This is a genomic window from Hymenobacter glacialis (assembly GCF_001816165.1).
Taxonomy (GTDB): domain Bacteria; phylum Bacteroidota; class Bacteroidia; order Cytophagales; family Hymenobacteraceae; genus Hymenobacter; species Hymenobacter glacialis.
This window is the reverse complement of the sequence record NZ_MDZC01000050.1, coordinates 15,293-27,955: the sequence shown is the minus strand read 5'-3', so window position 1 is coordinate 27,955 and position 12,663 is coordinate 15,293. Positions and strand designations below refer to the sequence as shown.

At 62.0% G+C, this 12,663-nt stretch carries 13 protein-coding genes; 3 read left to right on the top strand and 10 right to left on the bottom strand.

From position 1 onward, the window contains the following. Positions 1-88: 88 nt before the first annotated feature. Positions 89-760, bottom strand: coding sequence for a hypothetical protein (locus BEN48_RS06635; protein ID WP_125932510.1), 672 nt, complete (start codon positions 758-760; stop codon positions 89-91). 141 nt (positions 761-901) lie between these two features. After that, positions 902-1,675, bottom strand: a complete 774-nt coding sequence (locus BEN48_RS06630; RefSeq protein ID WP_125932509.1) for a tetratricopeptide repeat protein — start codon at positions 1,673-1,675, stop codon at positions 902-904. Positions 1,676-1,862: 187 nt separating this feature from the next. Here BEN48_RS06630 and BEN48_RS06625 point away from each other — a divergent pair, with 187 nt between their 5' ends. Then, on the top strand, positions 1,863-2,747 hold the full coding sequence (locus tag BEN48_RS06625; RefSeq protein WP_070733821.1) for an alpha/beta hydrolase: 885 nt from the start codon (positions 1,863-1,865) through the stop codon (positions 2,745-2,747). A gap of 145 nt (positions 2,748-2,892) precedes the next feature. Here the strand turns inward: BEN48_RS06625 and BEN48_RS19945 are convergent, their stop codons facing one another. Genes BEN48_RS19945 through BEN48_RS06610 form a run of 3 tightly spaced genes read right to left on the bottom strand, consistent with a single transcriptional unit; the run spans position 2,893 to position 5,596 of the window. Next, positions 2,893-3,384: a methylated-DNA--[protein]-cysteine S-methyltransferase gene (locus BEN48_RS19945; RefSeq protein WP_070733820.1), complete on the bottom strand. Its 492-nt coding sequence runs from the start codon at positions 3,382-3,384 to the stop codon at positions 2,893-2,895. A gap of 46 nt (positions 3,385-3,430) precedes the next feature. After that, positions 3,431-4,603 (bottom strand): amine oxidase, encoded by a 1,173-nt coding sequence (locus BEN48_RS06615; RefSeq protein ID WP_070733819.1) that lies wholly within the window; start codon positions 4,601-4,603, stop codon positions 3,431-3,433. A gap of 45 nt (positions 4,604-4,648) precedes the next feature. Next, positions 4,649-5,596 carry a cation diffusion facilitator family transporter gene (locus tag BEN48_RS06610; protein WP_070733818.1) on the bottom strand — a complete coding sequence of 316 codons (948 nt, stop codon included), beginning with the start codon at positions 5,594-5,596 and terminating at the stop codon, positions 4,649-4,651. A 375-nt stretch (positions 5,597-5,971) separates the two neighbouring features. Between BEN48_RS06610 and BEN48_RS06605 the strand changes: the two genes are divergently transcribed. Together BEN48_RS06605 and BEN48_RS06600 are read left to right on the top strand one after the other, a co-directional pair. Next, positions 5,972-7,357, top strand: a complete 1,386-nt coding sequence (locus tag BEN48_RS06605; protein WP_070733817.1) for an APC family permease — start codon at positions 5,972-5,974, stop codon at positions 7,355-7,357. Positions 7,358-7,380: 23 nt separating this feature from the next. Next, the gene (locus tag BEN48_RS06600) at positions 7,381-7,956 is read left to right on the top strand and encodes a hypothetical protein (RefSeq protein WP_070733816.1); all 576 of its coding nucleotides are present in this window, start codon (positions 7,381-7,383) and stop codon (positions 7,954-7,956) included. Here BEN48_RS06600 and BEN48_RS06595 read toward each other — a convergent pair. The 5 genes from BEN48_RS06595 to rocD form a co-directional block, all read right to left on the bottom strand. Then, on the bottom strand, positions 7,953-8,459 hold the full coding sequence (locus BEN48_RS06595; protein ID WP_070733815.1) for a GNAT family N-acetyltransferase: 507 nt from the start codon (positions 8,457-8,459) through the stop codon (positions 7,953-7,955). The two genes, BEN48_RS06600 and BEN48_RS06595, sit on opposite strands and share 4 nt — an antisense overlap. 12 nt (positions 8,460-8,471) lie before the next feature. Further along, complete coding sequence (hemB, locus tag BEN48_RS06590) at positions 8,472-9,458, bottom strand: porphobilinogen synthase (RefSeq protein WP_070733814.1); 987 nt, start codon at positions 9,456-9,458, stop codon at positions 8,472-8,474. 98 nt (positions 9,459-9,556) lie between these two features. Beyond that, positions 9,557-9,808 (bottom strand): hypothetical protein, encoded by a 252-nt coding sequence (locus BEN48_RS18680; RefSeq protein WP_125932508.1) that lies wholly within the window; start codon positions 9,806-9,808, stop codon positions 9,557-9,559. 330 nt (positions 9,809-10,138) lie between these two features. Next, complete coding sequence (locus BEN48_RS06585) at positions 10,139-11,281, bottom strand: NAD(P)/FAD-dependent oxidoreductase (RefSeq protein WP_070733813.1); 1,143 nt, start codon at positions 11,279-11,281, stop codon at positions 10,139-10,141. An 88-nt stretch (positions 11,282-11,369) separates the two neighbouring features. Beyond that, positions 11,370-12,620 (bottom strand): ornithine--oxo-acid transaminase, encoded by a 1,251-nt coding sequence (gene rocD / locus BEN48_RS06580; protein ID WP_070733812.1) that lies wholly within the window; start codon positions 12,618-12,620, stop codon positions 11,370-11,372. Between the last annotated feature and the right edge of the window lie 43 nt (positions 12,621-12,663).

Sequence of the window (12,663 nt, the reverse complement as noted above, 5' to 3'; positions counted from 1 at the left end):
TTTTTGTTCTGCGTTGGCGAGGATGTAAATGCGAAAGGCCCGTCAGCAATGCTGGCGGGGCTTTCGTTGTGCCTGATTTACCAAGTCTTTACCGCAGGGAATAATCCAGCTTCAGCATTACGGTTGCGAAACCGTCTTTATTCAGGGAAGCTCCGCCCAGGCGGGTGTTGGCATCGTCCAACTGGTCAGTGCTTGTGAAGTAGTAGTTGGCCTCAAGGCCGGCGCGCAGCCGGTCCAGCACGCGCACGCTGAAGCCGCCACCCACTGGCAGCACCCCAGCCAGCGCGGGGTAGTCGTTGCGCTCGGGGTTCAGATATGTGGTGTTGGCAGTTGGGCGCTCAGTGCCGTTGTATGCTCTGGGATTGTAGAGCAGCAGGCCCGCGCCGGCTTGCACATACAGCTGGAAAGTGGGGGCCTCCGCCAAAGAGCTGGCGTAAATGGATTCGTCGCGAAACAAGTCGTAGCGGAAGAATAAGGTGCCCATGCCGTTGTTGCTGGCGAAGGCCAGACCGCGCTCCTTGGCTTGGTCGCGGGCGCCCAAGTAGGCGTAGGAAAGCTCGCTGCCGATGTGGAAATGGGGCGTCAGGCGCTGGAGCACGCCCACGCTCACGGCGGCCCCAAAGAAATTATTACTCGGGCTGTTGCCCAAATCGCCGTCGTAGAGCGCCGTGCCACCGGCCAAGGTTAGGTGCAGAGGTCCCCGGTAATAGGGGCGGCCCTGGCTGTCGTAGTGCCGAACCTTGTAGTGGTACTGGGCCAAAGCAGAATGGCTGCTGAAAATTCCAGCGGCTACAATTCCAAAAATTAACGCGCGAAACCGCATACTATCCAGTTAGAGTGAACAAAATCATTTATACGGCCGACAACGAGCAAACCGCTGAAAATAAGATGACCCGAAATTTTATTTGAAGATGCCCTTGGGGTCGGCCAGCTTGTCTTTGAGGTCGCTGATGAGGTCAAAATCGAGGCTGCTGACGTTCATGGACTGGCCCTTGTGCACGGCGTCCCAGGCTTCGGCGTATTTTTCCTGGTAGTAGAGGCCGCGGGCCAGCTGCTGCCACGCCACAGCATTGGCGGGCTCGGTGGTGGTGGCGCGCTGCAGCAGCTCCATGCCGGCGCTCAGGTCTTTTTTCTTTTTGGTTTTGCCGTAGCGAATGAGGTAGCTCGCGCCCAGGTCGCCCATGAGCAGCGCGCTGCCCGGAGCCAGCGCGTAGCCCTTGGCCAGCAGTTCTATGGCGGCATCGGAGGCGGCGCGGTTGCTGGACACAATGCCCAGGCCGCGGTAGGCTTCGGCGTTTTTGGGGTCGAGCAGCCACGCCAGGTTGAAACGGTAGGCGGCGGTGTCGGGCTGGTTTTCGCCCAGGTACTCGTAGCCCTTGGTGGTGAAGAACGCGCTGGCTTCGGCAGCCGAGGCAAAGCTGGCGGCAATGGCTTTGAGTTGGGTTTCGCCGATGAGCTGGGTGGCCTGCGCGGGCGTGAGGCCTCCAAACAGGGGCTGCAGGCGGGCCGATTGTGCAGCCGTGCCGGCCGTAGTGGCCAGGCTACCGTCGGCGTTGGTGGACGATGTAGTGCGACCCTTGCGCTGGGCCTGGGCCGGCGAGGCGAGCAGCAGCCCCAGCAGCACAGCGGCGGCCACAGACTGCGAAATGGTTTTAAGCGAAGCGGAAATCAACACGGGAATGAAAATAAATGAGGACGGAGCCCGGCTGCTATAAAAAGGCCGAACACGGTTTCAGACAAAGATAAAGCCAATACTTTCAAGCCCCTCCCCCGCTCCAAACGGGGCCATGGGCAAACTGTGGCGGGCCCAGGGGCGTAGGTGAGCCACCTCGCCAGTGGTTGGCGGTGGTATTTTAACCTTTATGCGCCGTTTTCTTTTGTTGATGCCCGTGGCCCTGCTGCTGGCCGCTGTGGTGGTAATGTTGGCCACTGAGTACGTGGTAGCTCGCCCCAGCCGCCGTGCCAAAGACGTGGCGTACCTGCCCGCCACGGCCCCCGGTTTCGATAAAGAGCGGCACATTCTGGACGTGTATTCGCCCAAGAAAAAAGCCCCTGCGGCGGGCGGCTATCCGGTGGTGCTGTTCATTCACGGCGGCAGCTGGACCAGCGGCAGCAAGAACATCTACACCTTCATTGGCCGGCGGCTGGCCAAGCAGGGCGTGGTGGCTGTCATCATCAACTACCGCCTGGCGCCGCCCGTGCACGTGCCCGAGCAGGCCGCCGACTGCGCCCGCGCCCTGGCCTGGACGGTGCAAAACATCACCTCCTACGGCGGCGACCCGGCCCGCGTCTTTGTCATGGGCCATTCGGCCGGCGGCGGCCTAGCTGCCCTGCTGGCCACCGATGATGCCCTGCTGGCTGCCAATGGCCTGCCCCAAAACCCCGTACGCGGCGCCATCATGGACGACCCCGCGGGCCTGGACATGTACAGCTACCTCAAGGAAATGAAGTACGAGGGCGACCAGCAATACCTCGTGCCCTTCGGCAACGACCCCACCGTGTGGAAGGAGCAGTCGCCCATCTACAAAATTCGGCCGGGCATCCCGCCGTTCCTTTTCTACATCGGCGGCGAAACCTACCCCAGTATCAGCGAGAGCTCGGGCCGTTTCCGCGACCGCCTCAAGGCCATTGGGCAGCCCGCGCCTTATACCGTCATTGCCGGCCGCCACCACATTCCCATGGTGCTGCAGCTTTACTGGCAGAATAACATCATCTACAAAGGCCTGCTGAAAATGGTGGGGGCGTAGCACCAGAACTGTAGAAGAAAAGAACGTCATGCTGAGCGGAGTCGAAGCATCTCTACCGCGCAACTAATCAATTTTAGTGGTTGCACGCGAGATGCTTCGGCTGCGCTCAGCATGACGTTCTTTTCTTAGTATTCCTTATACCACCTCACCCAAACAGCCCGCCCTGCCGCACGAGCTGCTCGAATTCCAGCAGCCACTTTTTGCGGTGCATGCCGCCTGCGTAGCCCGTCAGGCTACCATCGGCCCCGATGACGCGGTGGCAGGGCCATACGATGGCCAGCGGGTTCTGGCCATTGGCCGCGCCCACGGCCCGCACCGATTTCGGGTTGTTCAGCAGCTTGGCCACGTCCAGGTACGATGCCGTGCGGCCGTAGCCAATGCCTCCCAGCGCCTGCCACACTTGGCGTTGAAAGTCGGTGCCGGCTTCGGGTGCATAGGTCAGGTCGAAATCGCGCAATTCGCGCCCGAAATAGGCCTGTAGCTGCCGGTGCCCATCCTGCAAACAGGTGGGTACCACATGCGCCGGCGTGGCCACGTGCCCTTCGGTATAATGGAAGCTGACCGCACTCAGCCCGGCGTCGGAGCCCGTGAGCGAGAGCAAGCCCAAAGGAGAATCCAGGTACGCTGTGGTTGCCATGGCTTAAAAGTAGCAACGACCCCTGATAGGTGGACCGGGCTGGTACTTACCGATGGCCAGCCACGAGGGCAGTGGCTACCCGTGCCTGTGCCTCGAGCAGCGCATCGGCGCTGGGCTGGTGCAGCACGCGGGCCGGGCCGGGCTGGCTCAGGTCGGCGTCCCAGAGGCCGGACTGGTGCCACTGGTCGAGGTGGTCCCAGTCGGGCCGGTCCACAACGGGGTAGAGGCAGGCACCCCACAGCGGCAGGCCTTCGCTAAGGACGGCGGCGCACTCTTCCCCAATCATGCGCAGCCACTGCGGACGGTGTTCGCCGGGGTGGCTGGTTTCGGTGAGGGCAAAGGGGCGCTGGTAGCGCTTGTAGGCGTCGCGCAGCAGCGTGCGCAGGGGGCGCCAGCGGGGGTCGTGCACGTCGTCGTTCCAGCCCAGCTTCAGGTCGGTGTGGTTCTGCCACTGGTTGTCGTAGTAGTAATTGAAGCCCACCATGTCGAGCAGCTCAGAACGGCCACCCAGTTCCGGACACAAGCGCCCCGAAAGGATGTCGGTGGCCTGAAACTGGTTGCGGTGTCCTTCCTCCGCCTCGCGTCTCTCCCGTGGCGTGGGGCGTGGCGGCGGCACAATGTTCACGAGCGGCTCGGTGGTGAGCATGCGGATGCCGGGGTCGGCTTCGCGCAGGGCGTGCGCGCCCTCAATGTAGGCGCGCATCAGGCCGTATTTCACCTCCCAGCCCTGGTTGTTGCAGTAGGGCGCCGTGCCTCGGGCATCGCCGCCCAGCCAGGAAATGAAACTAACCTCGTTGATGGGCGTCACAATGAGCACGTCATCGGGCCGCTGGCTGCGGTAGAACGCCACAAAGGCGCGGCACAGTGCCGCAAAGCGCCGGGCAAACAGCGGGTGCAGCGGCGTGAGGTCGTCGGGGTAGCCAAAGTGGCACAAGTCCCACACCTGTTGAATGCCGTGGCGCTGGCCTGCTTCCAGCATGGCTTGCACCGTGCTGAAATCGTACTGATAAGGCGTTTTCTCGATGTGGGCCCAGCGAATACCCTCGCGCACGGTGCGCACTTGGAACTGGTGCAGGGCCGCGTAGTCTTCGTTGATGAGCTGCAAATGACCGGTGAGCGGCAGGAAATCGACGCGGTGCCCGAAGGCGTTGAGCTGGTCGGTGCATTCGTAGCCACCCCACCAAAACGAGCGGAAGGGATTGGAAAAAAGTGATGTCATGGCAGATTAAGCTAACAGGATGCCCGGAACGTGCTACCGCTAGCGCTAGCCAGCCGCTGGCAGGGCGCTGCCCGCGCCGTGGTGCGTGAGGGCGCTGGCCTCAATGAAAATTCGTTGAAACACGGGGTACTTGGCCTTGATGGCGGTTTGCAGGCGTTCTACGGCTTCTTCAACCTCCACCGCGGTGAGCTGGTCCCGGAACGAGATGTCCAGGGCCAGCACGGCATCGCTGGGTCCCAGGAACATGGTGAGGGGGGTGCGCAGCTGCTCCACGGCCGCGTCCTGGCGGGCCAACGTTTCGAGGTCGCGCAATACGGATTCATCGGCGCCTTCGCCCACAAGCAGGCCCTTGGCTTCGTTGAGCATAAACACGGCCATGCCCACCAGCAGCAGCCCAATGAGCATAGACGCACCGCCATCGAAGTACAGGTTGTTGAGCAGGTGCCCGAAGTAGATGCCGGCTAGAGCGATAGCAAGACCCACCAGCGCGGCCAGGTCTTCGAGCAGAATGGCAAACACCGCCGGGTCTTTGCTGCGGCGCAGGGCTTGCCAAAAGCCGTAGTCGCCCTGGGTTTTGCGAAACTCGCGGTAGGCCAGCGTGCAGGCCACACCTTCGAAAATGATAGCCAGGCCCAGTACCCAGTAGTTCCAGGTAGGGTCGGTGAGGGGGGCGGGGGTTTTCAAATACTGGTAGCCCTTGTAGAGGGACATGCCACCACCCACGGCGAAGATGAGCACGGCCACAATCACCGTCCAGAAATAAATTTCCTTGCTGTAGCCGAAAGGGTGTTTGGCATCGGCAGGGCGGGTGCTGCGGCTCATGCCAAGCAGGATGAGCATGCCGTTGCCGCTGTCGACGAGGGAGTGAATGCCTTCCGACATCATGGCCGCGCTGCCCGTGAAAAATGCCGCCACAAACTTGGAAACGGCAATGGCCAGATTGGCTACAATGGCGCCGTAAACGACTATTTTGGAAGAAGAGGCACCAGCCATAAAGGAGGAAATGAATAAAAAAGCGAAGAAAAGCTGCCTAAACCTACGCAGACTGGGCCGGGAGGTTGGAAACTCCCAAGCCAGCTGCGCTGGGCCTGGCCCGAAATACCAAACGCGAATGGCTGCTAGCAGCGAAGGCCACCGGCTCTTTTTTAACCCAGGGCTTTGGCCTCGACAAAAAAGTGCAGAGGCGGTTGTCCTCGTGTCGGGCCTTAGGACATAATCCGTGCTGGTGTTGGCAGGCGTGGCCTTGTGCCGCTCGCAGGCCCGGCAAGGGGAACTGACAACTCCCGATATGCCCTCTGCTACCGCGCAACGGAGCAGCAGCCTACGGAGGAGGCTAGAACTAGCGCATCAGGTACTACTTTCGTTGCCATGTCCCAACCCACTTTGCAGCGCCGCCTCGGCATCGTTCAAGCCACCGCGCTAAATATGATTGACATGGTGGGCATTGGCCCCTTTGTCACCCTGCCGCTCGTGATGGGTTTTATGGGTCCCAACTTCCTGCTGGCGTGGCTGGTAGGCGCCGGCCTGGCCCTGGTCGATGGCCTGGTGTGGAGCGAGCTGGGCGCGGCTTATCCCGAAGCCGGCGGCTCCTACCGCTTCCTCAAGCTGGCGTATGGCGAGCACAAATGGGGCCGGTTGATGTCGTTTCTCTACGTGTGGCAGACGCTGGTGCAGTCGCCGCTGGTGCTGGCCTCGGGCGCCATCGGCTTTGCCCAGTATTTTGGCTACCTCGTGCCCATGACGGAGTGGTGGCAGCCCAAAATAGTTTCGGGCGCCGTGGTGCTGCTGCTTATCGTGCTGCTCTATCGCCGCATCGAGGACATTGGCCGGCTGGGGGTGATGCTGTGGGTGGCGGTGCTGGGGTTGATGGGCTGGCTGATTTTCGGTGGCCTCACTCACGCCAACCACGAGGTGGCCTGGCTGCCCAGTGGCGGCGTCTCGGCCCTGCCGGGCGTGCTGCTGTCGGCCGCCATGGGCCAGGCCGCCATCAAAACCGTGTATTCCTACCTGGGCTACTACAACGTGTGCCACCTGGGCGGCGAAATTGTGAATCCACAGCGCGTGATTCCGCGCAGCATTTTCTTCAGCATCCTCGGCATCATGGCCCTGTACCTGCTGCTGAACTGGAGCGTGGGCACCGTTATTCCGTGGCAGGAGGTGCAAAGCTGGCAGGCCGGCGGCGCCGGCGCCATTGCCGACAAGTCGCAGTTCATCGTGAGCCTGTTTGTGGAGCGGCTCTACGGCGTGGCCGCCGCGCAGGCCGCCACGGCGCTGGTGCTGCTGGTGGCGTTTGCTTCGCTATTTGCGGTGCTGCTGGGCTACTCGCGTATCCCCTACGCCGCCGCTGCCGATGGCGAGTTTCTGTCCGTGTTCGGCCGGCTGCACCCCACCAAAAACTTTCCTCACGTGTCGCTGCTCATTCTTGGCGGGGTGGGCTTCGTGTTCAGTCTGTTGTTTCGACTGGGCGAGGTAATTACGGCCATTCTGGCCATGCGCATTCTGGTGCAGTTCGTGGGCCAGGCCGTGGGGCTGATGCTGCTGCGCCGCCGGCGCGGCACGGCCTCGCTGCCCTTCAAAATGCCGCTCTACCCGCTGCCGGTACTCATTGCCATTGCGGTGTGGCTGCTGATTTTCTGGAGCACGGGCCCGCAGTTTATGCTCTCCGGCCTGGCCGTGACGGTGCTGGGCGTGGTAGTGTTTCTGCTCTGGAGCCGCCGGCTGAAGCGTTGGCCATTTGAGCAGAAAAACACTTAGCCCACACCAGTCGTCAACTCACGATGGTTCGTTTTGCACTGCTCGTTTCCCTGCTGTGGCTCAGCCAGTCAGGCTTTGCCCAAATCAGAAAGCCGCTGCCCCCCGGCTACCTGCTCTGGAGCACCACCCACCGCCTGCAACCGCGCGACTTCCAGTTTCAACTGCGCCCTCAGAATAACCTAAGCCAGAGCATGGGCAGCATGGGCCTGCAGATGGACGGCGTGGTGGGCGACCTGTTTGGCAAAAAAGCCAACCGGGTAGTCCAGAACGTCTTCCACAGCGCCGGTTCCTACCTCGATTCTACCGACCAAACGGGTGTGGCCTTGCAAATTCGCTACCTCCAGACCCTGTGGGATATCAACGAAGTGGCCGCCCGGCACCTGCGGCAGGAGCTGCGAGCCGGTGCCAAACGCATGCTGCTGATAGGCAAGCCCGATATCAACGACTTGTTCCGAACGGCCTACGAAAATGCCAACAAGCGGCAGATTCAATACGCCGACGAAACCAAATACGGCCTCTTCCTCGACAAGCAGGCCGGCTGGGAACGCCTGCTCGCGAGTGAACTGGCCGAGCTGGCCGCCTTCGCAGTACCCGACTAAGCCAGCCGTTTCTCGTAGCAAAAGAACCGCAGCCCCGGCCGAAACGCCAGCGTAATCTCGCCCGCAAACCGATAACCCAGCTTCGGGAACAGCCGCTGCGTGGCAGCATTTTCCGAATTGGTGTCCACGCGCAGCACCTGCAGGGCTTGCGCCACGGCCTGCATCTCGGCTTGGGCCATGAGGGCCAGGGCCACGCCGCGGCCCTGCGCGGCCGGGTCCACGGCCAGGCGGTGCGTCACCAAGGCCGGCTCGGTCACGTCCCAGTCGGCTTGGGCGTACTCAGCGTCCTGGTCCTGGGTGAGGGCGGCCACGCCGGCCACCGCGCCATCCAGCTCGGCCACCCACAGGTGGTTGCGCTCAATATCGGTGGTAAACACGGCTTCGTTGGGGTAGTCCCCCGACCATTGAAAGTTGCCGCTGGCGTGCATCAGCGGCACCACGCGCCGTATCAGGGCCAGTATGGCGGGCACGTCGGTCAGCGTGGCGCGGCGGGTTGCTGGCATGCTGGACGTGGTCTAGCCGCGGCGCAGCACGGCGGCTGCTTCCTTGGCGAAATAAGTCAGGATGGCATCGGCACCGGCGCGCTTGATGCTGGTGAGCACTTCCATCATGGTCTTGTCCCCGTCTAGCCAGCCGTTTTGGGCAGCGGCTTTCACCATGGCGTACTCGCCGCTCACGTTGTAGGCCGTCACGGGCAGGTGCGTGCGCTCTTTCACGGCATGAATCACGTCCAGGTAGCTCAGGGCGGGCTTTATCATCACCATGTCGGCGCCTTCAGCTTCATCGAGAGCCAACTCGCGCAGGGCTTCGCGCTTGTTGGCGGGGTTCATCTGGTAGCTCTTCTTGTCCCCTTTCTTCGGGGCCGAATCCAGCGCATCACGAAACGGGCCGTAAAACGCCGAGGCGTATTTGGCCGTGTAGCTCATGATGCTCACGTGCTGAAAGGCATTCTCATCCAGCACCCGCCGAATCCAGGCCACGCGGCCGTCCATCATGTCGCTGGGCCCGATGATGTCGGCGCCGGCGCGGGCCTGCGCCAGGGCCATCTGGCCGAGTACCTCCAGTGTTGCGTCGTTGAGAATTTCGCCGGACTCAGCGTCTACCACGCCGTCATGCCCGTCGCTGCTGTAGGGGTCCATGGCCACGTCGGTCATCAGCACCACGTCCGGGAACTGGCGCTTGATGTCGGCCACGGTCTTTAGATATAAGCCCTCGGGATTGGCCGATTCTTTAGCCAGCCGGTCCTTCAGCCCATCGTTGATGCTGGGGAACGGCGCAAAGGCCTTAATGCCCAGCTCTACGCATTTTCCTACTTCCTCCACAATCCTATCGGCCGAATACCGGAAGATGCCCGGCATAGATTTCACTTCCAGGGCCTGGTTCTGGCCTTCGATGAGAAACAGGGGAAAGATGAAGTCGTGGGTGGTGAGGCGGGTTTCCTGCACCATATCACGGATAACTTCAGACTTGCGGTTGCGACGAGGGCGGTGGTTAGGGAGCATATGTATCAATCAAAGGCGCAGAGCCCTGGCGTAAAATGTTGAAAAAAGCCCGGCTTAACAAGCGCGACGCCGGCACAAAGTTCGTTCCGAACCGCCAACTACCGCCCAAAAGGGTCGAGGTAGGCCACCAGCACGGCCAGCGCAGCCAGTCCGGCCACCACGCCCCACACCAGCCCGCCGCTGAGCAGCAGCCCCACCAATGCCACGGGCAGCAGTATCAACCCCAAAACCCCCAGCACAGTGGTGCCCAGTCCCATTTCCGCCGGGGCCTGTGGGCGCTGCAGCAGTGTCCGGCGATGCGGTACAATCTTGCTCGTAGCTACCGCGGCCGGAATCGGTGACTTTGCCACGGCTGGAACTGGCGTCCGCAATTGCCGCAATTGCTTGCGCGGCCGTACCTCAACGCGCGGTTGCGCTACCGCTACCAAAGTCGCTTTAGCTGCTAGCTTCGGTTCTTCAACAGCCGCTGGCAAGGCCACTGGCACTGGCCGAACCCGTCCCGGAGCCGGCTGAAACGAAAAGCCGGGCCGGCTGCTCTGGCAGCCGCTGGCCAGGCCCGCGAAAACCATCAATAATGCCAGCAGGCCGGGTTGCAACGAACGGGGACGCGTAGAAAAATTCATAAATGAAAAGCAGGGTTGGGAGCTGAGCTATGCTGTACGAATATCTGCCGGTTTTCGCTACCCGAGGGCCAGTTTCTCGGCCGCCTGCCAGCCCGTGCCGGCCCCCATGGCCACTCCCATGCCATTGCAGCGCACGGCGGCCAGCACGCCGGGCTTCACCCAGTCGATAAGTGGTGCCAGTTCCGCGCCAAACCCCATCACCCCACTCCATCGGTAATCGATGCGGGGCCGCTGGCCGGGCAGGATGACGTCATGCAGCAGCTTTTCCAAGTACTGTTGCACGGGTTCCGTCAGGCCGGGCACGGTGGTGGCTTCGGCGGCAAAGTCCAGGTTACGGCCCCCGCCAAGCAGCAGGCGCTGATCGGGCAGCTGGCGGAAGTAGGCGTAGCCGTGGTCGTAGTGGAAAGTGCCTGGCAGGTGCACGTCCGGCAGGGGCTCGGTCACCAGCACCTGCCCGCGTCCCGGCACCACGCCCAGGTTGGGCAGCAGTTCGGCCGCAAAGGCATTGGTAGCCACCAGCACCTGTTCAGTCGTTATGCCCGCCCCGTTGCTAAGATGCACCCGCGAGCCTCCACCCGCCGTGGTTTCTATGGTTTCCACGCCGCAGCTGGTGAGCACGGGCACATCCGCGGCCCACACTCGGGCCAGCAGAGCCCGCATCATGCGCCCGGCATCCAGGCTGCCTTCGCATTCATTTTTGAGCAAAGCCCCCACGCCTGCAAAGCCGAAGCGGCCACTCTCGCTGCTGGCGTCACGAAACGTGTGCGCGTGCCCCATTACCGGCGCCAGCAGCTCATTGAAGTAGCCAATTTTGGTGAGGCATTCCGTGGCCAATTCCTCCTCTTTGTGCCGGAATAGCTCGTAGCCGCCCACCGGCTGGTAGTCCAGCTCGGCATCGCCAACCAGCTCGCGCAGCCGCGCCAGTCCTTCACAGCGGGCACTCACCACGGCCTGTAAATCGCCGCGCCTCTCTTGTTCCATCAACTCTGAGATTGACCCGAAACAGGCAAATCCGGCGTTTTTCGTAGAAGCACCACTCGGTAGCATCCCGCGCTCCAGCACCACCACGCGCCAGGCGGGCCGCCGCTGCTTCAGGTACAATGCGGCCGTAAGCCCCACTATGCCAGCGCCGACGATTACGACATCGGCTGGCCCGAAAAAGGACTGGTGCTCCCAGTACGATAGCGCAAGGTTTCGCAAAGTTTCAAAAGTTAAGTCCCGCAAAAATTAAGTCCGGCGAAGAAAACCTCACGAAACTTAACTTTTAAAACTTCGCGAAACCTTGCGCTTAGAAGGCCAGAATAACCTCCTCAATTATATCGCAGGCCTCGTGCAGCTGCTCCTCCGTAATCACCAGCGGCGGGGCAAAGCGAATGATGTCGCCGTGGGTGGGCTTGGCCAGCACGCCGCGCTCCATGAGCGTCACACACACGTCCCATGCGGTGCGGCCGTCGTCGGAAGGCCGGATAATCACCGCGTTCAGCAGGCCTTTGCCGCGCACCAGTTCCACCGTTTCGGGGCACTTGGCTTGCACCTGACGCATCCGCTCGCGGAAAATTTCGCCCAGCCGGTAAGAGTTGGCGGTTAGATTCTCGTCCTGCAGCACATCGAGCGCGGCGCGCATTACGGCGCAGGCCAGCGGGTTGCCGCCAAAAGTAGAGCCGTGCTGCCCTGGCTGAATGGTCAGCATAATGACGTCGTCGGCCAGCACCGCCGACACGGGCAGCACGCCGCCGCTCAGGGCTTTGCCCAGAATGAGGATGTCGGCGTGCACCGCCTCGTGGTCGCAGCACAGCAGCTTGCCGGTGCGGCCCAGTCCGGTTTGGATTTCATCGGCCACAAACAGCACGTTGTGCGCGCGGCACAGGGCAGCGGCCTGCGCTAAATAGCCTACCGACGGCACCATAACGCCGGCTTCGCCCTGGATGGGCTCCACCATGAAGGCACACACGTGTGGGTCTTTCAGTGCCTCTTCCAACGCCGCGATGTCGTTGTAGGGCACCACCTGGTAGCCCGGCATGAAAGGCCCGAAGCCACCCGTGCTATCGCCATCGGTGCTGAAGGAAATGATGCCCGTGGTGCGCCCGTGGAAATTGTGCTCGGCCACCAGAATGCGGGCCATGTTCGGCGCAATGCCCTTTTCCTGATAGCCCCACTTGCGGGCCAGTTTCAGGGCAGTTTCCACGGCTTCGGCCCCCGAGTTCATCAGCAGGGCTTTGTCGTAATTGAACAACTCACACAGCTGCTTCTCGGCCGCGCCCAATTGGTCGTTAAAAAAAGCCCGCGATGTGAGCGTAAGCTGCTGGGCCTGGTTGGTCAGCGCCCCAATAATGCGCGGGTGGCAATGCCCTTGATTCACGGCCGAATAGGCCGACAGGAAGTCGTAATAACGCTTGCCATCCACGTCCCAGAGGTGCACGCCTTCGCCCCGGGTGAGCACCACGGGCAAGGGGTGGTAGTTGTGGGCGCCGTACTGGTCTTCGAGCTGCATCAGCTGCTCGGCGCGGCTAGAGGTGGCGGTAGGAGTGGAGGTTTGCATACGGTGGGGCGGAAATGGTGATGAGGGTGCGAAATTACGGTTT